At 66.5% G+C, this 19,308-nt stretch carries 16 protein-coding genes and 3 tRNA genes; 9 read left to right on the top strand and 10 right to left on the bottom strand.

The genetic code is table 11. From position 1 onward, the window contains the following. Nucleotides 1–46: 46 nt before the first annotated feature. The 5 genes from AC6CR5_RS29135 to rnr all read right to left on the bottom strand — a co-directional run bounded on the left by AC6CR5_RS29135 (nt 47) and on the right by rnr (nt 6,076). Nucleotides 47–319, bottom strand: coding sequence for an HU family DNA-binding protein (locus AC6CR5_RS29135; protein ID WP_003812968.1), 273 nt, complete (start codon nt 317–319; stop codon nt 47–49). Nucleotides 320–708: 389 nt separating this feature from the next. Beyond that, a complete protein-coding gene (locus AC6CR5_RS29130; RefSeq protein WP_020924433.1) occupies nt 709–1,389 on the bottom strand; it encodes a Fe2+-dependent dioxygenase in 681 nt (226 codons plus the stop codon). Between the two features lie 54 nt (nt 1,390–1,443). Next, the gene (locus tag AC6CR5_RS29125; RefSeq protein ID WP_020924434.1) at nt 1,444–2,688 is read right to left on the bottom strand and encodes a cystathionine gamma-synthase family protein; all 1,245 of its coding nucleotides are present in this window, start codon (nt 2,686–2,688) and stop codon (nt 1,444–1,446) included. A 51-nt stretch (nt 2,689–2,739) separates the two neighbouring features. Continuing rightward, on the bottom strand, nt 2,740–3,477 hold the full coding sequence (gene rlmB, locus AC6CR5_RS29120) for a 23S rRNA (guanosine(2251)-2'-O)-methyltransferase RlmB (protein ID WP_020924435.1): 738 nt from the start codon (nt 3,475–3,477) through the stop codon (nt 2,740–2,742). Between the two features lie 133 nt (nt 3,478–3,610). Then, nucleotides 3,611–6,076, bottom strand: a complete 2,466-nt coding sequence (gene rnr, locus AC6CR5_RS29115) for a ribonuclease R (protein ID WP_026384162.1) — start codon at nt 6,074–6,076, stop codon at nt 3,611–3,613. Between the two features lie 196 nt (nt 6,077–6,272). Here rnr and AC6CR5_RS29110 point away from each other — a divergent pair. Continuing rightward, nucleotides 6,273–6,357: transfer RNA gene (locus AC6CR5_RS29110), tRNA-Leu, on the top strand. A 278-nt stretch (nt 6,358–6,635) separates the two neighbouring features. Here AC6CR5_RS29110 and AC6CR5_RS29105 read toward each other — a convergent pair. Further along, on the bottom strand, nt 6,636–7,247 hold the full coding sequence (locus tag AC6CR5_RS29105; protein ID WP_498085131.1) for a tRNA-uridine aminocarboxypropyltransferase: 612 nt from the start codon (nt 7,245–7,247) through the stop codon (nt 6,636–6,638). A gap of 191 nt (nt 7,248–7,438) precedes the next feature. Between AC6CR5_RS29105 and AC6CR5_RS29100 the strand changes: the two genes are divergently transcribed. Further along, a tRNA-Leu gene (locus tag AC6CR5_RS29100) sits at nt 7,439–7,523 on the top strand. A 135-nt stretch (nt 7,524–7,658) separates the two neighbouring features. Here the strand turns inward: AC6CR5_RS29100 and AC6CR5_RS29095 are convergent. Then, nucleotides 7,659–8,102: a GNAT family N-acetyltransferase gene (locus tag AC6CR5_RS29095; protein ID WP_020924438.1), complete on the bottom strand. Its 444-nt coding sequence runs from the start codon at nt 8,100–8,102 to the stop codon at nt 7,659–7,661. A 118-nt stretch (nt 8,103–8,220) separates the two neighbouring features. Here AC6CR5_RS29095 and AC6CR5_RS29090 point away from each other — a divergent pair, with 118 nt between their 5' ends. The 4 genes from AC6CR5_RS29090 (at nt 8,221) to AC6CR5_RS29075 (ending at nt 13,359) form a co-directional block, all read left to right on the top strand. After that, the gene (locus tag AC6CR5_RS29090; RefSeq protein ID WP_026384164.1) at nt 8,221–9,129 is read left to right on the top strand and encodes a DMT family transporter; all 909 of its coding nucleotides are present in this window, start codon (nt 8,221–8,223) and stop codon (nt 9,127–9,129) included. A 31-nt stretch (nt 9,130–9,160) separates the two neighbouring features. After that, entirely contained in the window at nt 9,161–10,105 is a 945-nt protein-coding gene (locus AC6CR5_RS29085; protein ID WP_020924440.1) for an AEC family transporter, read from the top strand. A gap of 170 nt (nt 10,106–10,275) precedes the next feature. Then, complete coding sequence (locus AC6CR5_RS29080) at nt 10,276–11,499, top strand: YeeE/YedE family protein (protein ID WP_498085130.1); 1,224 nt, start codon at nt 10,276–10,278, stop codon at nt 11,497–11,499. Nucleotides 11,500–11,688: 189 nt separating this feature from the next. Then, nucleotides 11,689–13,359: an FMN-binding glutamate synthase family protein gene (locus tag AC6CR5_RS29075; RefSeq protein ID WP_047993539.1), complete on the top strand. Its 1,671-nt coding sequence runs from the start codon at nt 11,689–11,691 to the stop codon at nt 13,357–13,359. A gap of 31 nt (nt 13,360–13,390) precedes the next feature. On the opposite strand, the gene AC6CR5_RS29070 is transcribed toward AC6CR5_RS29075, so the two are convergent. Together AC6CR5_RS29070 and AC6CR5_RS29065 are read right to left on the bottom strand one after the other, a co-directional pair. After that, entirely contained in the window at nt 13,391–14,770 is a 1,380-nt protein-coding gene (locus AC6CR5_RS29070) for a phospholipase D-like domain-containing protein (protein ID WP_020924443.1), read from the bottom strand. A 98-nt stretch (nt 14,771–14,868) separates the two neighbouring features. Next, nucleotides 14,869–15,201, bottom strand: a complete 333-nt coding sequence (locus AC6CR5_RS29065; RefSeq protein ID WP_006388499.1) for an ElaB/YgaM/YqjD family protein — start codon at nt 15,199–15,201, stop codon at nt 14,869–14,871. A gap of 378 nt (nt 15,202–15,579) precedes the next feature. Here AC6CR5_RS29065 and egtD point away from each other — a divergent pair, with 378 nt between their 5' ends. From egtD to AC6CR5_RS29050, 3 genes are all read left to right on the top strand, one after another. Then, nucleotides 15,580–16,557, top strand: coding sequence for an L-histidine N(alpha)-methyltransferase (gene egtD, locus AC6CR5_RS29060; protein WP_437262993.1), 978 nt, complete (start codon nt 15,580–15,582; stop codon nt 16,555–16,557). 37 nt (nt 16,558–16,594) lie between these two features. Further along, nucleotides 16,595–17,911, top strand: coding sequence for an ergothioneine biosynthesis protein EgtB (gene egtB / locus AC6CR5_RS29055; protein WP_173000942.1), 1,317 nt, complete (start codon nt 16,595–16,597; stop codon nt 17,909–17,911). A gap of 125 nt (nt 17,912–18,036) precedes the next feature. Then, nucleotides 18,037–18,113 (top strand) — tRNA-Met (locus AC6CR5_RS29050). A 195-nt stretch (nt 18,114–18,308) separates the two neighbouring features. Here the strand turns inward: AC6CR5_RS29050 and AC6CR5_RS29045 are convergent. Then, nucleotides 18,309–19,220 carry a hypothetical protein gene (locus AC6CR5_RS29045; protein ID WP_049050697.1) on the bottom strand — a complete coding sequence of 304 codons (912 nt, stop codon included), beginning with the start codon at nt 19,218–19,220 and terminating at the stop codon, nt 18,309–18,311. Nucleotides 19,221–19,308: the final 88 nt, after the last annotated feature.

The raw sequence follows: 19,308 nt of genomic DNA, 5'->3' as shown, positions 1-19,308 counted from the left end.
GGCAAATCAACGGGTGCCGTGCCCGTGCAATCTGCCTGGCCGTCGATCAGTTGACGGCGTCCTTCAGGGCCTTGCCCGGACGGAACTTCGGCACCTTGGCCTTCTTGATCTTGATGGTTTCGCCGGTGCGCGGGTTGCGGCCGGTACGAGCGGCGCGAGCCGACACGGCAAACGTGCCGAAGCCCACCAGCGTGACCGTACCGCCCTTCTTCAGGGTGGTCTTGACGGCACCGATCAGGGCGTCAAGCGAACGACCGGCGGCAGCCTTGGAGATATCGGCCTTGCTGGCAATGTGATCGATGAGTTCGGTTTTGTTCATTCAGGTGTACCCCTCACAAGGTATGGAGTCTGCCGGGAGTGCAGTTCATGGCTGTCATGTTGGACGCCACGACTTGACGCGAAGACCCGACAAACGACGAACAGACTAGTGGATAAACTTTTTCTTGCGCTGCAAAGCACAACTTTTAAACTGCTGCGCCGCCTGGGTTTCAAGGGCTTTGCAGCTCCAGAACCGTCAGCGACGCAGACGTGTATTAGGCCTTGGCGTAGAGCGGCTGTCAAGCGAAAACCTCACCACAAGCCGCACCAATACTAGCTTTTAGGCCTTTTCGCAATAAACAAAAACACGCATTTCGGGGTTTGCGCGACAACACCAAATGATGTTCCAAATGCGTTCCGAATGCGCGTCGAGCGCGCCTCGAATCACGCTCAGACATCCACCCAGCGGCGCAGCAGGTTGTGATAGATGCCGGTCAGCTGGATGATCGACGGATGCCCCGCCGCGTCCTGGTTCAAACGCTGGATGGCCACATCCATGTCGAGCAGCAAGGCGCGCTGGCTGTCTTCGCGCACCAAGCTTTGCATCCAGAAGAACGAACTGATCCGGGCGCCGCGCGTCACGGGATTGACCTTGTGCAGGCTGGTTCCCGGATACAGCACCATGTGCCCGGCCGGCAGCTTCACGCTGCGCGGGCCGTAGGTATCGTCGACGACCAGTTCGCCGCCGTCGTAGGAATCAGGCTCGGAAAAGAACAGCGTGGCGGACAGGTCCGTGCGCACGCGTTCGCCGCTGCCGGCAATGCCGCGCACGGCGTTGTCGACGTGGTAGCCGAAAGCCTCGCCGCCTTCGTAGCGATTGAACAGCGGCGGGAAGATCTTGCGCGGCAGCGCGGCGGACATGAACAGGTTGTTGCCCGCCAGGCGCTGCAGGATCAGGCTGCCGAGTTCCTGCGCCAACGGATGCTGTTCCGGCAATTGGCGATTGTGCTTGACCTCGGCGGACTGGTAGCCCGCCGTGACCTTGCCATCCACCCAGTCGGCGGCCTCGAGGCGATTGCGGATGGCGGCGGCCTCGTCGGCAGTGAAAACTTCGGCGATCTGTATAAGCATGGGTTCCTGCCCGGGTTGCGGCGCGGGGCCCTGCCGCGCGCCATGCCCCGTGAATTATCCCTGCAGGCAGCCGTTGAGCGCCTGATCGAAGTCAAATAGCAGATCGGTCTCATCCTCGATGCCCACCGATACCCGGATCAGGCTGTCGGCGATACCCATCTGCTTGCGGCGCTCGGCGCCCATCTCGTAATAGATGGTGTGCGCGGCGGGCAGCGCCAGGCTGCGCGTGTCGCCCAGGTGCGTCGCCATCAGCACGATGCGCAGGCGGTTCAGGAAATCGAAGCAGTCCACGCCGTCGGCCAGTTCCACGCCCAGCAGCCCGCCGAAGCGCGAACCGAACAGCGCCGCGGCGCGCGCGTGCTGCGGATGGCTGGCCAGGCCGGGGTAATGCACCTTGGCCACGCCGCGGTGCTCTTCCAGAAAGCGCGCCAGCGCCAGCGCATTGGAGCAATGCTTGGCCATGCGCAGCGCCAGCGTCTCGGCGCCCACCGCGATGCGGTGCGCGGGCTCGGCCGCCAGCGTGCCGCCCATGTCGCGCAGGCCCTTCTTCTTGATCTGCGTCAGCCCCCAGCCGGTGGACGGCCCCTTGCGATAGGCATCGTAGATGTTCGAATAATTGGCCCAGTCATACAGGCCCGTGTCGGTGACGGCGCCGCCCAGCGCATTGCCGTGGCCGCCGATGTACTTGGACAGCGAGTTCATCACCAGCGACGCGCCCACCGTCGCCGGCCGGAACATCCACGGCGAGGTCAGCGTGTTGTCCACGACGTAGACCAGCCCTTTCTCGCGGCAGAGCTCGCCGATCACCGCGAGGTCGGCGACCTGGGTGCCGGGGTTGGCGATGGTCTCGGTGAACACCATGCGGGTGTTGGGCTGGATCGCCGCGCGCACCTGCGCCGAGTCGGTGGCATCGACGAAGGTGATCTCCACGCCCAGCTCCAGCAGCGTGCCCAGCAGGCTGTTGGTGTTGCCGAACACGTACTGGCTCGACACCAGGTGGTCGCCACGGCGCAGCAGCGTGGTGAAGATGGCGGCCAGCGCGGCCATGCCGGTGGCGAAGCTCACCGTACCCTTGCCCGCCTCCATGTGGTTCACCTTGGCTTCCAGCGCCGTGGTGGTCGGCGTGCCCTGGCGGGCATAGGTGAAGCCCGCCTTGCCCTGGAAGACGGCGGCCAGTTCGCGCGCATCGGCGTAGGCGAATTCCGACGAAGGATGCATCGGCTTGTGCACCGCTCCGTGCTCGACGGATTGCTGGCGGTCGGAATGGAGGATCGTGGTGGTAAAGCCGTTCTGGTGCATGATGGGCGACGCGAAAGAGAAAGGGTCTACGAAAAGGAAGGCATGGCCGGTTCAGGCCTGGCGCTGGCGCACGGTTTCATACAGGCACACCGCGCTGGCCACGCTGACGTTCAGGCTTTCGACCGAACCCAGCATGGGAATGTTGACCAGTTGGTCGCAGGTCTCGCGCGTCAGGCGGCGCATGCCCTCGCCTTCGGCGCCCATGACCCAGGCCATCGGCTGGCGCGCGTCGATCCGGTGCATGCTGTCGGTCGCCTGGTCGTCGGTGCCGACCAGCCATACGCCGCGGTCCTTCAGGCTGCGCATGGTGCGCGCCAGGTTGGTGACCATCAGGTACGGCACGGTGTCGGCCGCGCCGCAGGCCACGCGCTGCACGGTGCTGTTCAGGCCCACCGCGCGGTCGCGCGGCGCGATCACGGCGTGCACGCCCGCGGCGTCGGCCGTGCGCAGGCAGGCGCCCAGGTTGTGCGGATCGGTCACACCATCCAGGATCAGCAGCAGCGGCGGGCCCTCGATCACGTCGAGCACTTCGTCCACGTCCACCGCCAGCTGGCGCTCGTCGGCCAGCGCCACCACGCCCTGGTGACGGGTGCCGCGCGCCAGGCCGTCCAGGCGCTCCATGGCGACCGGATGCAGGCGACAGCCGGCCTTCTCGGCCTGCTCGATGAACGTCTGCATGCGCTTGTCGCGGCGCGACGCTTCTACGTAGATTTCCTTGATCGACTCGGGCGCGTGGCGCAGCCGCGCGACAACCGCGTGAAACCCGGCAAGGACTTGGGTCGACGCCATAAATGCAAATACCTTTAGAGAAACGAATGCCCGCCCCGGAACGGAGCGGGCCGCCGGACAGGCCGGCCATAGGCGCAATGTTACCCCTTATGGGGCGGCCGCCCGCCCGGGCCGAAACCCGGGCGGCGCCCTGTCAGTGGCGTTTGCGCGTGGCCTTCTTGGCAGGCGCGGCGCGCTGCTGGGCGACCTTGGACGGCTTGCCGGCCTTCTTGGCCTCGGCGCGCCGCTCCTTGGCGGTCTGGCCCTTGAGCGCGGCCGGCTTGGGCGCGGCCGCCTTCTTCACGCGGCGCGGACCCTCGTCGGGACCACGCGCGGACGCCTTGCGCAAGGCGTCGAAGCTGGTGCCCTGCACCAGGCGGAACTCGATGCGGCGCGCCTCCAGGTCCACGCGCGAGACCTGCACCTGGACCTTGTCGGTCAGGCGGTAGCGCATGCCGGTGCGTTCGCCGCGCAGCTCATGCAGCGCATCGTTGAACTGGAAGTACTCGCCGCCCAGCTCGGACACGTGCACCAGCCCTTCGACGTGCAGCGTATCCAGCGTGACGAAGATGCCGAAGCTGGCCACGCCGGTGACGGTGCCGCTGAAGTCCTCGCCCACGCGCTCCTTGACGAACCAGCACTTGAGCCAGGCCTCGACGTCGCGCGAGGCCTCGTCGGCGCGGCGTTCGCTGGCCGACAGCACCAGGCCCATCTTTTCCCAGATGGCGTGCTCATGCTCGCGCTGGGTGCGGCCGATGACGACCGGCTGGTCGTCCAGGCTGGGCACATAGCGCTGCCCCGCCAGCAGGGCCTTGATGACGCGGTGCGTCAGCAGGTCCGGATAGCGCCGGATGGGCGAGGTGAAGTGGCTGTAGCCGGGATACGACAGACCGAAGTGACCCAGGTTGTCCGGACTGTAGATGGCCTGCTGCATCGAGCGCAGGCACATGGTCTGGAGCAACTGGTAATCGGGACGACCGCGCACGGAATCGAGGAAATCGCCGTAGTCCTTGGCCGTGGGCGTATCGCCCCCGCCCAGCGACAGGCCCATGGTGCGCAGGAACTCGCGCAGCGATTGCAGGCGCTCGGGCGTCGGGCCTTCATGGATGCGGTACAGGCCGGGATGCTTGCTGCGCGTCATGAAGTCGGCCGCGCAGGTGTTGGCGGCCAGCATGCATTCCTCGATCAGCTTGTGGGCATCGTTGCGCACCGACGGCACGATCTGCTCGATGCGCCCCAGCTCGTTGCAGACGATCTTGGTCTCGACCGTGTCGAAATCGATCGCGCCGCGCTTCTTGCGGCTCTGCGACAGCAGGTGGAACAGTTCATACAGGCTCTGCACCTGCGGCATGACGGCGCGCATGGCATGGGCCGCCGGGCCGCCGGGCTGCTGCAGCGCCGCCCAGATGTTGGTGTAGGTGGTGCGGGCATGCGAGTGCATCACCGCGTTGTAGAACTGGTAGGCGGTGACCGTGCCGGCCTTGGCGCCCGAGGCCGGAATCACCATGTCGCAGACCAGCACCAGGCGGTCGACGTCCGGATTCAGCGAGCACAGGCCATTGGACAGCGACTCGGGCAGCATCGGAATGACCCGGCGCGGGAAATACACGCTGGTGCCGCGCTCGAGCGCGTCGTCGTCCAGCGCGTCGCCGGGCCGCACGTAGTGGCTGACGTCGGCAATCGCCACCAGCAGGCGCCAGCCCGGCCGCTTGCGCTGGCCGGTGCCCAGCTCCACCGCCTCGCAGTAGACGGCATCGTCGAAATCGCGCGCATCTTCGCCGTCGATGGTGATGAGCGGCACGTCGCGCAGGTCGACGCGGTCTTTCAGGTCACTCTTGCGGACCACGTCCGGCAGGCGGGCGGCCTGCTTGCGCGCGGCCTCGGAGAATTCGACGGGCACGTCGAACTTGCGCACCGCGATCTCGATTTCCATGCCGGGATCGTCGATCTCGCCCAACACCTCGGACACTCGGCCCAGCGGCTGCGTGTGGCGGGTGGGCTGCTCCATGATCTCGACCGCCACCACCTGCCCATGCTGGGCGCCGTTGGTGTCGCTGGGCGGGATCAGGATGTCGTGCTTGATGCGCTGGTCTTCCGGCACCACGATGGACAGGCCGTGCTCGTGCAGGAAACGGCCCACCAGCTTGTTGGTGCGGCGCTCGATGACTTCGACGATGGTGCCTTCCGGCTTGCCGCGGTATTCGCCCGACGGCTTGACCAGCACGCGGTCGCCATGCAGCACCTTGAGCATTTCGCGCGGCGACAGGAACAGGTCCGGCCCGCCGTCATCGCGCAGCAGGAAGCCAAAACCGTCGCGGTGGCCCAGCACCTTGCCCGCCACGAAGTCCAGCTTGGTGGCCAGCAGCAGCACGCCCTTGCGATTGGGCATCAATTGGCCATCACGCTCCATCGCGCCCAGGCGGCGTTCGAATCCCACCATCGTCGCCGGACGCTCCACGCCCATGCGCTCGGCCAGCTCCACCGGAGACAGCGGCGCCCCCGCGGATCGCAGCGCCTTCAGGATGGCTTCACGGGACGGGACATCGGGATCGAAGTCTGGCGGCGCTTCCGGCAACGGAGTGGATCTGTTGTTCGATTCGTTATTCGATCGTTTTGCCAAAGCTAATTTTTCCGTATATAATGCGCAGCTTCTGTGGTTCGCCCAAGGCTGAACACTGAAGCAGAAATGGTCAGACGGATTGTAGAGTGATTTTGCAATTACGCTTTGAATACATGCGCTTTAAATACATGGGAATAAAAACCTCATGCAATCGAAGTGGCAGCGTATCACAAAGTTCTGACTGGAATGTCTCAGTGCCCAGGTGGCGGAATTGGTAGACGCGCATGGTTCAGGTCCATGTGCCGCAAGGTGTGGAGGTTCGAGTCCTCTCCTGGGCACCACGGAATTTCAGCTGAGGCTGTTTGGGTTTGCGATGAAAAACATCGCCGTGAAATCAAACAGACAGCATTGGCAAAAAAGTTGAAAACCCCGGAAATCGCAAGATTTTCGGGGTTTTTGCTTTGAGCTGCGTGAATGGTCTGGCGTGAACTGCTTTGCACGGCACCAATTGCCCTGTGCCGACCCATCCGCGACCAGATTCAAAGGCCATCACAAGGATGGTGATGCCCCCACCCCAACGTTAGCCCCCCCGGGACAGTATTGCTCGATCGGACAACCTTCAGCGCCAAGGGACCTTGCGGTTCAGATGATGGCGCGCATACAGGTCCGCCCCCATCCCCGCGATCTGGCCATCGATCAAGGCCTCGAACGGCCGCAGCAGTTCATCGAAATTATGTGGCGCCTCCAGCGCATTGAGCGCGTGCGTCACCGCCTCGATGGTGGACAGCGCACCCGGAATGTCCGCGTGCCGCACCCGGTAGCGCGTCGCCAGGCCGGCCGGCAGCATCACGCGCGGCAACGCGGCCAGTTGCGGGTTGATGTGCAGCAGCTTGCGCGCATGAGTCCAGGTGCCATCGGGCACAATCAATTGCACCGGCCCGCCCGTCGCGGCGGCGCACCCCGGACTCAATACCTCCGCGCCCTCGCCGGGAAACAGCACGCAGGGTGCATACCCGGGCTCGGCCCACTGCTCATGCTGAAAGCGTTCGCCCACCAGGCGCCGCGCGCCATCCAGCCCCAACACCGCAAGCCGCGCCGTGTTCAGCGCATGGCGCGCCTCGCTCGGATGCTGCAACACCACCACACGGGTTCGCGGCAGCAGCGCCGGGATCAAGGCGCACAGGCAATGGGATTCGGGGCGCTTACAGCGCAGGCAAACAGGGCGTGACATGGGGCGACACTATAGCGAAGCCGGCCGCATCAAAAAAAAGTGAAAAAAATGCTGCATGACTTGCACACTTCCAAAAAAGTATGCATAATCTCGTTCCTCTGCTGTTGAACACGAAACGAAACGCAGCCGGTAGCAAGAAGTCGAAAGACGGAATGCAAACTGGAAAGCGACGCGGAAGGTAAGACATCAGCGCCCAGGTGGCGGAATTGGTAGACGCGCATGGTTCAGGTCCATGTGCCGCAAGGTGTGGAGGTTCGAGTCCTCTCCTGGGCACCAATTATTACATCACGAGGTACCTGTCGTGATGCGCCAAGAAAAACCCCGTTCGCGAAAGCGTCCGGGGTTTTTTCTTTGGCGGCCCGAATGATCGGGCCAGCCTAGACAGCCGGCCGATCGTTCGCTCGCAAGCGCCTAGGCCAGCACCCGCGTCATGACGACGTGCGCGATGCCGGCTTCCATGAACTCCTCGCCTTCCACCTGGAAACCGTGGGCCTCGTAGAAGCCCTTGGCGTGGGTCTGCGCGTGCAGCACCAGCATGCGGTGGCCATCGCCATGGCCCTGCCCGATCAGGGCGTCGAGCAACTGGCCGCCCACGCCCAGGCCGCGCGCGCGCTTGTGCACGGCCATGCGGCCGATGTGGCCGTCGGGCAGCAGACGGCCGGTGCCGAGCGGCGTGCCGTCGGCGGCATAGGCCACGGCGTGCACCGAGACCGCATCGTCGTCATCCATCTCGACTTCGGGCGGCACGTTCTGCTCGACCACGAACACGTCGTAGCGCACCGACGACGCGTCGTCGCGCAGGCGATCCCAGGTTCCCAGGGTGATACGTACCGTCGGCTTTTGTTGGTTGGCCATTTTTTTCCCTCGCGCCACTGCTGAATATGAATTCACTGTCGACATTTTCGCAGGGATGGCGCATCGGCGAAACAGGCGTACCATCGCGGCTGGCCCATTCCCGCAGCTGATCGCCATCATGCCGCAAGCCGCAACGCCCGCCTGGTTGAAATTCGCGCCCGCGCTTTTCCTGCTGCTGTGGTCCAGCGGCTTCGTCGTGCTGAAAGTGGGCCTGGCCTATGCCGACCCGATGACGTTCCTGGCATTGCGCTATGCCTGTGTGGTGGCGCTGCTGGCGCCGTTCCTGCTGGCGTTGCGCCCGCCGCTGCCGCAAGGCGCCAGCGCGTGGGGCCACCTGGCCATGGTCGGCCTGCTGCTGCAGGCGGGCTATTTCTGTTTCACCTATCTGTCGCTCAAGCAGGGCATGTCCGCCGGCGGGCTGGCGTTGATCACGTCGCTGCAGCCCATCCTGATCGGGCTGCTGGCGCCGGTGATCGCCCACGAACGCGTCGACGCGCGGCGCTGGGCCGGGCTGGGACTGGGCGTTTCCGGCGCGGCGCTGGTCATCGTCGCCAAGGCCTCGGTCGACCTGGCCTCGCCGCTCGGGCTGGTGTTCGCCGTGGCCGCCCTGCTCTGCATCACCAGCGGCACGCTGTATGAAAAGCGCTTCGGTGTGCAGACCCACCCCGTCACGTCCAACACAGTGCAATACGCCGTGGGGCTGGCGGTCACGGCGCCGCTGGCATTCTGGCTGGAACCGATGCACATCGACTGGACCGGGCCGTTGCTGGGCTCGCTGGCCTACCTGGTGGTGGGCAATTCGCTGGTCGCGATCTCCCTGTTGCTGGCCATGCTGCGCCATGGCGAGGCGTCGCGCGTATCGGCGCTGTTCTTCCTGGTGCCGCCATCGACCGCGGTCATCGCGCTGCTGGTGCTGGACGAGCCGATCCCGCCGCTGGCCTGGCCCGGCATGGCCCTGGCCGCGCTCGGCATCCTGCTGGTGACCCGTTCGGCGCGCACGCCCGCGCCGGCGCGGCAAGTAGAATGAGCGCCCTTTCGCGCCCATTTCCGCCGCCGCCATGAATGCCGTCATCACCGCCGCCCTGCCGGTCTTCGCGCTGATCCTGACCGGATGGCTGGCGGCGCGCTGGCGCATCCTGGGGCCGGCCGCCACCGACGCCCTGAACCGCTACGTGGTCTACCTGTCGCTGCCGGCGCTGCTGTTTCGCGCCATGACCCAGGTGGATCTGGCGCACATGGCGCACTGGGGCTTTGTCGGCGCGTTCGCCGGCGGCATTGCGGTCACTTTCGCGCTGTCGTTCCTGCCGCGCAAACGCGGCCCGCGCGGCCTGACCGACCGCAGCATCGAAGGACTGGCGGCGGCCTACGCCAATGCCGGTTATATGGGCATCCCGCTATGCCTGGCGCTGTTTGGCGCCGAAAGCCTGGCGCCGGCGGCCTTCACCACATTGATGACGGCCAGCGTGCTGTTCGGTTTCGCCATCGCCCTGATCGAATTCGACCGCCAGCAGGCGCCCGGCCTGGGCGCCACGCTGGTGAAGGTCGGCCGCGCGCTCATGCGCAATCCGCTGCTGGCCGCGCCGGTGCTGGGCCTGGCGTGGGCCGGCACCGGGCTGGCGCTGCCCGAGGGGCTGGATCGCTACGTGTCGCTGCTGGGCGCATCCGCCAGCCCATGCGCGCTGGTCACCATCGGCCTGTTCCTGGCGCAGACCGAATCGGCCAGCTCCGGTCCCGGCGTGCTGCGGCTGGTGGCCGGCAAACTGCTGCTGCAGCCGGCCGTGACCGCGCTGCTCGCGTTCCAGGTGTTTTCCATGCCGCCGCTGTGGGCCTGGACGGCGGTGCTGATGAGCGCCTTGCCGATCGGCACCGGCCCCTTCATGCTGGCGCAGATGTATGGCCGCGACGCGCGCGTGACGTCCCGCGCCATCCTGGTGTCGACCGTGCTGTCGGTCGTGACCGTGAGCCTGCTGGTGGCGTGGATCAGTGCCAACCCGATCATGTGATCGGCCGGCGCAGGCCAACATATAACCATTGGTTATTAAGAAAGTGCAAATTGATGCTTTGAGAAATGTTTGACGCGCTTTAGACTGGACACCACGATGACGGGTGCGGCGACGCGCCCGTTTGCTTTTCCTTCGCCGGATTTCACCTTACCGATCCCCCGGACTCGACCATGAGCACCAACGCCTCCACCCTGCCCCTGCCCTCGGCGCTGCCGCCGATCCAGATCAACCGCAAGCCGCTCTGGATCGCGCTGCTGTTGGCGCTGGCAGGCGCCCTGTACCTGAACCAGACCGTGAGCTGGCGCCAGGGCGCGCTGTGGATCGTCGGCGCGCTGCTGGGCGTGGCGCTGTACCACGCGTCGTTCGGCTTCACCCAGGCCTGGCGCGTGTTCGTGTCGGACCGCCGCGGCGCCGGGTTGCGCGCGCAGATGTTCATGCTGGCCCTCGGCGTATTGCTGTTCTTCCCATTCCTGGCGCAAGGTTCGCTGTTCGGCCAGCCGGTCAACGGCCTGGTCTCGCCCCCGGGCGTATCGGTGCTGCTGGGCGCGTTCCTGTTCGGCATCGGCATGCAGCTGGGCGGCGGTTGCGCCTCGGGCACGCTGTTCGCGGTGGGCGGCGGCAATACCCGCATGCTGGTCACGCTGCTGTTCTTCATCGTCGGTTCGGTCATCGCCACCGCCCACTTCGGCTGGTGGTCGACCCTGCCCGCGCTGGCGCCCACCTCGCTCATCAAGACCTGGGGCCTGGCGCCCGCCATCATCGCCAACCTGGCGGTGTTCGCGCTGATCGCTTGGGTCGCCACCATGCTGGAAAAAAGCCGCCACGGCCACGTGATCTCGTTCGCCTCGCGCACCACGCGCCCGACGTCGCTGTTGCAGGGGCCCTGGCCGCTGATCTGGGGCGGCGTGGCGCTGGTGGCGCTGAACTTCGCCACGCTGGCGCTGGCCGGCCGCCCCTGGGGCATCACCTCGGCGTTCGCGCTGTGGGGCGCCAAGGCGCTGGACGCGATGGGCGGCGACGTGGCCACCTGGGCCTACTGGAGCAAGCAGGCCGCCCTGGGCGCGCCGCTGCGCCAGGACGTGACCACGGTGATGGACATCGGCCTGATGCTGGGCGCGCTGGCCGCGGCCAGCGCCGCCGGCAAGTTCGCGCCGGTCTGGAAGGTGCCCGCGCGCTCGCTGGCCGGCGCCGTCATCGGCGGCCTGCTGCTGGGCTACGGCGCGCGCCTGGCTTTCGGCTGCAACATCGGCGCCTACTTCAGCGGCATTCTGTCGGGCAGCCTGCACGCCTGGCTGTGGCTGCCGGCGGCATTTGCCGGCAGCGCCCTGGGCGTGCGCCTGCGCCCGCTGTTCGGTCTGGCGGTCGAAAAGACGCCCGCGGCATCCAGCTGCTGAGAAACACTGTTCCAGCAACGGCCCCCTGACCAGGGGGCTTTTTTACGTCCGCGGCCCGCAGAGCCAGCACTGGCGCCGTTTCCACGGCCCCACGCCGGCCCGTGGCGGCCGCCGGGCCGCACGACCCGTTTACCGGTTTTACAGCCGCCCTGGTGTATGGTTGCTGCATTCCGCAATACGGAGATGGACATGCAATGGATTGCCGGCCGCTACACGGCCTTTATCTTGACCCTGGTGGCCGCGGCCGCGACCACCATCCTGGTGTTCACGGATTCGTACTGGTGGCTGTGGGCCGCCGTGCCGCTGGTGCTGCTGGGCCTGCTGGGCGTGTACGACCTGATCCAGACGCGCCACGCCATCCGCCGCAACTATCCGGTGCTGGGCAACCTGCGCTTCCTGTTCGAATTCATCCGCCCCGAGATCCGCCAGTACTTCCTGGAAGACGACACCCAGGCCTCGCCGTTCTCGCGCGCGCAACGCTCCATCGTGTACCAGCGCGCCAAGCGCGAGATCGACAAGCGCCCTTTCGGCACCCAGGAAGACGTCTACGGCGATCGCTACGAGTGGATCAACCATTCCATGTCGCCCACCCATATCGGCGACACCGATTTCCGCGTGACCGTGGGCGGCCCGGACTGCACCCAACCGTACGCGATGTCCGCCTTCAACGTGTCGGCCATGAGCTTTGGCGCCCTGTCGGCCAACGCGGTGCTGGCGCTGAACGAAGGCGCGCGGCAAGGCAACTTTGCGCATGACACGGGCGAAGGCGGCATCAGCCGCTATCATCGCCAGCCGGGCGGCAGCCTGGTGTGGAACATCGGCTCGGGCTACTTCGGCTGCCGCGACGAACACGGCGCCTTTTCCGAGGAAGCCTTCGTCAAGAACGCCTGTACGCCACAGGTGAAGATGATCGAGATCAAGCTGTCGCAGGGCGCCAAGCCGGGCCACGGCGGCATCCTGCCGGCCGGCAAGGTCACGCCCGAGATCGCCGAGGCGCGCGGCGTGGCTCCCTGGCAGGACTGCAACTCGCCGGCCAGCCATTCGGCCTTCGATACACCCATCGGCCTGATGAAGTTCGTCGCCCGCCTGCGCGAGCTGTCCGGCGGCAAACCAGTGGGCTTCAAGTTCTGCGTCGGCCACCCGTGGGAATGGTTCGCGATCGTCAAGGCCATGCTGGAAACCGGCATCACGCCGGACTTCATCGTGGTCGATGGCGCCGAAGGCGGCACCGGCGCCGCGCCGGTTGAGTTCGTCGACCATGTCGGCACCCCGCTGCGCGAAGCGCTGCGCCTGGTGCACAACACCCTCATCGGCGTGAACCTGCGCGACCGCATCAAGCTGGGCGCCTCGGGCAAGATCATCACCGCGTTCGACATGGCCCGCGTCATGGCCATGGGCGCGGACTGGTGCAACGCCGCGCGCGGCTTCATGTTCGCCATTGGCTGCATCCAGGCCCAGGCCTGCCACACCGGCAAGTGCCCCACCGGCGTCACCACCCAGGATCCGCTGCGCCAGCGCGCCCTGGTGGTGCCGGACAAGGCCGAGCGCGTCGCCAACTTCCACAAGAACACACTGCACGCGTTGGCCGAACTGCTGGCCGCCGCCGGCCTGACCCATCCCGGCCAATTGCGCCCGCACCACATCGCCCGGCGCATTTCGTCCAGCGAGATCCGGCTGCTGTCGGCGCTGTTCCCCGAACTGGCACCCGGCGAACTGCTGCGCGGCGAGTTCCGCCACCAGGTGTTCCGTACCGGCTGGTCGATGGCGCGCGCCGATTCGTTCCAGCCGACCCACGACATCAGCACCGCGCTGGCGCAGGAACACGCCATGGCGCATCCGCCCCATCCCGCGACGGCCTGAATCGCGCGCAACGCCGCACGGCGCGGCGGCGCTAGAGCCAGCGCTCGAACATCCGTGAAAAGAATTCCATGAAGCGGTCATCCACGCCCCGGGCCCGCCAGGCCTCGGGCGTGATGCGCACCGACTCGGCAACATCGCGCTGGAACAGGGCCTCCATCTCGGCGGCAAACTCCGGCCCCAGCACCACCGCGTTGACCTCGTAGTTCAAGGCGAAGCTGCGCCAGTCCATGTTGCTCGACCCGACCGTGGACCAGACACCGTCAACCACCGCGGTCTTGGCGTGCAGCAACGCGTCGCGCCGCTCGTAGAGCTTCACGCCAGCATCCAACAGTTTGCCGTAATGCGAGCGGCCGGCGTTGAACACCAGCGAGGAGTCGCTGAAGCCAGGCAGCACCAGCACCACGTCCACGCCGCGTTGCGCGGCCGCGGCCAGCGCGTCGACAAAGGCCGGGTCCGGCACGAAGTACGCCATGGTGATGTGAATGGATTGCTGCGCGCTCTCGAATGCGGACATCAACGTCAGATAGACGGTGTAGCCATCGCTGCGATCGGGCTGGTTGGCCAGGATCCGCACCCGCGTCGATCCCGACGGCGGCGCGATCGCCTCGCCGCCGCCCCGCAGCGGTTCCTTGGCCTGTGATTGCCAGCCGTCGCGGATCACGGCTTCCAATTGCGCCACGGCCGGCCCCTCGATACGCAGGTGCGTATCGCGCCAGGGCGCGGCACGGGCGTCGGTGCGCTGGGCATCGGCGCCACTGCCCACGCCCCCGGAGCCGCCACTCCCGCTGGCCGGCGAAGATGCGTACACGTCGCTGACGTTGATCCCTCCGAGATAACCCACCTTGCCATCGACCACCAGGATCTTGCGATGATTGCGCTGGTTCGGAGACCAGCCGGCCCGGCTGCCGTTGACGGGGCTCACCGGATTGAACACCGCGACCTGCACGCCCGCGTCGCGCAGGCGCTGAAACAAGGCGTCCGGCGTCTTGATGGTGCCCACGGCATCCACCATCAGCGCCACGTCGGCGCCGCGGTTGCGCGCCGCGATCAGGGCTTCGGCGAAGCGCGCGCCTTGCGCGTCGTCGTCGAAGATATACGTCTCCATGTGCACATAATGTCGCGCCTGCGCGATCGAGCGCAGCATGGCCTGGTAAGTGCCGGGGCCATCGGCCAACAGGCGCACGCGATTGCCGGCCGTCAGGGGCGCGCCGCTGACGGCCTCTTCGACCGCGAGGTGCCGGGCCAGGAAATCACGGTTGGCATTGCGCGGATCCGCCGCGATGGCCTGGCCGCGGCGATAGCTGTCCTGCGCCGCATCGGTGGACAGGCCCGCTTGCGCCTTGCGCGCCGCGCGTTCCTGGGCGTCGGGCACGCTGGCGCAGGCGGCCAGCAGCGCGGCGCAACATGCCAACGCCCACGCTCGCGCCCACCGGCGCCATCCGCGCCCAGGGACGGCCGGTCCGGACCTGCCCGGCGACGGCGCCGCAGGCGGCCTCATGGCATCGCGGCTCAGCGCCGGTTGGCCAGCAGGCAGCAACCCAACAGCACGCCCACCAGCGTCGCCACGCCGACCGACTTCCATGCATTTTCGTGCACGTATTCATCGGCGTAGGCCTTGGCCCGGCGCGCCCGCTCCCGGGCAGCGCCTTCCCAATCGCCAGCGGATTCACGCGCCTCGGCCAGTTGACGCTTCAGGCGCGTGCGCGCCGCTTCGATTTCGGAGCCGGTATACGAGGCCGTGGAACGCAACAGGTCTTCGGTGCCGGCAAGCAGTTCGTGCAGGCTGTCGCTCACGCGGTCGCGGTGCAGGGCCATTTCGGCGCGTTGGTTCTTTCGATTCATAGTCGCTCCTTATTGCTTGTCGATCGTTGAGCTTCCCGGCTGGCCGCCTGCCCGGCATGGAGCCGGACCAGGTTGGGCATGCTGCTGCGCCGGGCCATGGAACCATTGTGGCCATTCCCGCCGCGCTGCGCCCGAGCTTTCGCAACCAGCCGTTAACCGATATTTCAGTGGCGCGGCGCTTGCTGAGGAGCTTGCGCCTGGAGGGAACCGTACGCAACGCCATTGGCCGCAAACCGGCATGGCAGCCCTCCGGGCACACGCCCAATTTCGTAAAAGTCCATTGCATTTCAGGGGCTTAGACTTGACACCAGAACCCCTCTGGCGGCCACAATAAGCCTTTGCAATGCGCTTCACCCGCCTCAAAAAGGAACTGAACGCATGGTCTCTCCTTCCGCACTTCTTGCCGACGCCGCGCCGCGATTCCTGGCGCCGCAACCGCAACCCGCCGGCGCCGAGCAGCGCGAACTGCACGCGGGATTGCGCGATCGCCCCGCCCATATCGACCCCAAGTTCCTCTACGATGCGCTCGGCTCGTCGTTGTTCACCGCCATCACGCAGTTGCCGGAGTACTACCCGACCCGCTGCGAAGCCGAGATCTTCGAACGCCATGGCGCGGACATCGCCCGCCACATCGGCCCGGTCCAGGCCATGATCGACCTGGGCGCGGGCGACTGTGCCAAGGCGGAGCGCCTGTTTGCCAGCCTGCGCCCCCGACACTACGTCCCGATCGACATTTCCGCCGACTACCTGCAATCGGCGGTGCGCCGGCTGCGGCTGTCGTATCCCGAATTGCGCATCACGCCGATCGGCCTGGACTTCTCCCAGGCACTGGCGCTGCCGGCCGATATCGCCATCGAGCAGCGCCTGTTCTTCTATCCCGGCTCCAGCATCGGCAATCTCGACCCGGAGGCGGCGCTCGCCATGCTGCGACGGATCCATGGCCAATGCGCCGGCGGCGGACTGCTGGTGGGTGTCGATCGCGTCAAGCCCAGGCAGGTCCTGGAACCGGCCTACGACGACGCCCTGCACCTGACCGCGGCCTTCAACCTGAATCTGCTGCGCCACGTCAATAGCGTGCTGGGCGCGGATTTCAATGTCGATGACTGGCGCCACGTGGCGCTGTTCAACAGCGACCGTTCGCGCATCGAAATGCACCTGGAGGCGCGTCGGGCAACCACCGTCAGCTGGCCCGGCGGCGAGCGTCACTTCGTCGCGGGCGAACGCATCCACACAGAGAACTCCTACAAGTTCAGCCCACCTGCATTCACCCGCCTGCTGCAGGACGCGGGCTATCACGGCATCGAGCACTGGTCGGACGCCCGCGGCTGGTTTTCGGTTTTCAGCGCCCGCGCCTGATGCGGCGCCCCCCCAAACCCGCCACTGGAGGATCGCCATGGAACCCGCCTGCCTGCTGACCCATCCCGCCCACGGCCCCTACGCCGCCGGCCAGGCCGGCCAGCACGACCGGTACGACGCCGTGCGCGCCACCACCACGGCGCTGGCCGCGCCGCTCAGCCCGGAAGACTGCCAGGTGCAATCCATGCCCGACTGCAGCCCGGTCAAGTGGCACCTGGCGCATACCACCTGGTTCTTCGAAACCTTCCTGCTGACCCATTTCCATCCGCCGACCGCGGTCTTCCATCCCCAGTACCGGATGCTGTTCAACTCTTATTACAACGCCATCGGCGCCAAGCATCCGCGTCCCCAGCGCGGCCTGCTGTCACGGCCGCCGTTGGCGGACGTGATACGGTATCGCCAGCATGTGGACGAGGCCATGCATGCGTTGATATCGCGGCTCGGCGGCAACGACCCGGCGTTCGACGCGTTGCTCGAGCTGGGCTTGAACCACGAGCAGCAGCACCAGGAACTGATCCTGACGGATCTGAAGCACATGCTTTCCGCCAATCCGCTCAAGCCTGCCTACGTGGCCGGCGGATCGCCGGCGCTGCCGCCGGGCACGCCGGCCGGCTGGACCCGATACAACGGCGGCGTGGTCCGCATCGGCCATGATGGACGCGGCTTCGGCTTCGACAACGAAGGCCCCGCGCACGAGGTGCTGCTGACGCCGTTTCATCTGGCCGACCGGCTCGTGACCCAGCACGAGTACCTGGCCTTCATTCGCGACGGCGGCTACAAACGCCCCGAGTTGTGGCTGTCGCTCGGCTGGGAACGTGTCTGTGCCGAAGGATGGCGCGCGCCGCTGTATTGGGAAGGCCAGCGCGACGACTGGCGCATCTTTACCTTGCGTGGCCTGCAGGAACTGGAGCTGCAGGCGCCGGTCACCCACATCAGCTATTTCGAAGCCGATGCCTACGCCCGCTGGGCCCGGGTACGCCTGCCGCGTGAAGCGGAATGGGAGCATGCGGCGCGCCAACTGCCCGACGAGGCCTGGTCGGCCCGCGCCAACCTGCTGGAGAACGGCCACCTGGATCCGCGGCCGGCCCCCGCGCGGCTCGGCGCCAGCGGACCGGTCCAGTTGTTCGGCGATGCCTGGGAATGGACCGCCAGCGCCTATGATGCCTACCCCGGTTTCAAGCCCGACAGCGGAGCGGTGGGGGAATACAACGGCAAATTCATGTGCAATCAGTACGTGTTGCGCGGCGGCTCCTGCGCCACGCCGCGGGGCCATATCCGTCCCAGCTACCGCAATTTCTTCCCGCCCGAGGCGCGCTGGCAGTTCTCGGGGATCCGGCTGGCACGCGATGCCTGAGGCGCGGCCGGGCGGATGTAGAAAAAAACCCCCGCCTGGTTGCATTCCCAAAAAATTCCGTGCTAGAATTTCGTTCTTCGTTGCCCTGCTCTCTTTTAATAGCGAGCCAGCAGCAATAAAGACGTGGCGCATTAGCTCAGCCGGTTAGAGCGACGGAATCATAATCCGCAGGTCCCCTGTTCGAATCAGGGATGCGCCACCAAAGAATTCAAAGCAAGGCCCGCAAGCAATTGCGGGCCTTTTTGTGTTTTGGGCGGGTGTTTGGGGTGGGTGTTTTGGTTTTAGCCGACGGGCCTTGATCAACCCGCTTTGATCAACCCGCTTTGATCAACCCGCTTTGATCAACCCTTCCTGGCCAACCAATGTTGGCCGCCCCAAATCCTGACTACCCCCACAGCTACAGTTTGACCAGCATGTCGCGGCGGCGCCCGCCCCAGGTGGCGCACAGGCTCGCGACGAATGCGCCGATCAACATCGAAGCGAACCCCCACAACGCGAACGCCGCAGCCGCCTTGCGCGCCTGGTCGGCCGCCTCGCGGGCTTTCTGCTTGGCGTCATCGGCGGCTTTCCTGGCGTTCTGGATGGTCTGCTCCACGCGTTGCTGCGCCGCCGCGGGATCGATCTGCGCTTGCGCCGCGATCACCTTGGACACATAGTCGCGATCCGCGGCCGTCATCTCGCCACGCGCCAGGCTCATGGCCACGATACGGCCCACTTCGGCCCTGGCCGCGGCGCGGTCGCCAGTGGCGTCGGGACGTTCGGAACGCAGCAGCACGTCGGTGAAATAATCGCCGGCCCGGTCCATGCCGCCAGCGCCGGCACCCGCGGCCGCGGTCGCGGTGATGGCGGTGCCCGCCCCGGCGGCCACCGAGGCGCCGGCCTTGGCCGCGCCCGAGGCCAACGTGGCGATGGCGGAGCCCAGCAGCGCCGCGCTGACCACGGCGCTCAATGCCCAGGTCAGAAAGCCATGCGCGGTATCGCGGAAGTAGATCTCGTCGCCGTGCACGTCGGCCCACTTGGTGCGCAGCCGGCCGGCGACGTAGCCGCCCACGCCATAGGCCACGATCTGGGTGAACAGCATCCAGGCGATCACGCCTATGCCCACCGCCGGCGCGGACATGCCTTCGCCGCTCCAGGGTGAAACAGACAGAAAGCCCAGCCCGGTGCCGCCAGCGAACAACGCCAGCGACAAGGCGGCGGCGATCACGGCGCCGGCGAAGACCGCCGCCCACGACACGGCGGATATTGCCGATTCGCGCGCATGCATGATGCCCTCGTAGGGGCGGTTGGCCGTATTTGCATTTTCCATGGTTGTTCCTTGTTCATAGTGCGCGGCGCGGCGCGGAGTCGAAACGGCGATCAGTGCCAGAACAGCGCCAGCAGGATGATGATGGGAA

Source organism: Achromobacter sp. EG18 (genome assembly GCF_059759395.1).
The sequence above is the reverse complement of the archived record's forward strand: the minus strand, read 5'-3'. Positions and strand labels throughout refer to the sequence as shown.

What these genes read in the sequence shown, in the direction of transcription:
- AC6CR5_RS29095 (WP_020924438.1), bottom strand. Translation starts at nt 8,102, where the DNA reads ATGGCCAACCAACAAAAGCCGACGGTACGTATCACCCTGGGAACCTGG.
- AC6CR5_RS29085 (WP_020924440.1), top strand. Translation starts at nt 9,161, where the DNA reads ATGAATGCCGTCATCACCGCCGCCCTGCCGGTCTTCGCGCTGATCCTG.
- egtB (WP_173000942.1), top strand. Translation starts at nt 16,595, where the DNA reads ATGGAACCCGCCTGCCTGCTGACCCATCCCGCCCACGGCCCCTACGCC.
- AC6CR5_RS29130 (WP_020924433.1), bottom strand. Translation starts at nt 1,389, where the DNA reads ATGCTTATACAGATCGCCGAAGTTTTCACTGCCGACGAGGCCGCCGCC.
- AC6CR5_RS29065 (WP_006388499.1), bottom strand. Translation starts at nt 15,201, where the DNA reads ATGAATCGAAAGAACCAACGCGCCGAAATGGCCCTGCACCGCGACCGC.
- rlmB (WP_020924435.1), bottom strand. Translation starts at nt 3,477, where the DNA reads ATGGCGTCGACCCAAGTCCTTGCCGGGTTTCACGCGGTTGTCGCGCGG.
- AC6CR5_RS29075 (WP_047993539.1), top strand. Translation starts at nt 11,689, where the DNA reads ATGCAATGGATTGCCGGCCGCTACACGGCCTTTATCTTGACCCTGGTG.
- AC6CR5_RS29105 (WP_498085131.1), bottom strand. Translation starts at nt 7,247, where the DNA reads ATGTCACGCCCTGTTTGCCTGCGCTGTAAGCGCCCCGAATCCCATTGC.
- AC6CR5_RS29125 (WP_020924434.1), bottom strand. Translation starts at nt 2,688, where the DNA reads ATGCACCAGAACGGCTTTACCACCACGATCCTCCATTCCGACCGCCAG.
- AC6CR5_RS29045 (WP_049050697.1), bottom strand. Translation starts at nt 19,220, where the DNA reads ATGGAAAATGCAAATACGGCCAACCGCCCCTACGAGGGCATCATGCAT.
- AC6CR5_RS29135 (WP_003812968.1), bottom strand. Translation starts at nt 319, where the DNA reads ATGAACAAAACCGAACTCATCGATCACATTGCCAGCAAGGCCGATATC.
- AC6CR5_RS29080 (WP_498085130.1), top strand. Translation starts at nt 10,276, where the DNA reads ATGAGCACCAACGCCTCCACCCTGCCCCTGCCCTCGGCGCTGCCGCCG.
- AC6CR5_RS29090 (WP_026384164.1), top strand. Translation starts at nt 8,221, where the DNA reads ATGCCGCAAGCCGCAACGCCCGCCTGGTTGAAATTCGCGCCCGCGCTT.
- egtD (WP_437262993.1), top strand. Translation starts at nt 15,580, where the DNA reads ATGGTCTCTCCTTCCGCACTTCTTGCCGACGCCGCGCCGCGATTCCTG.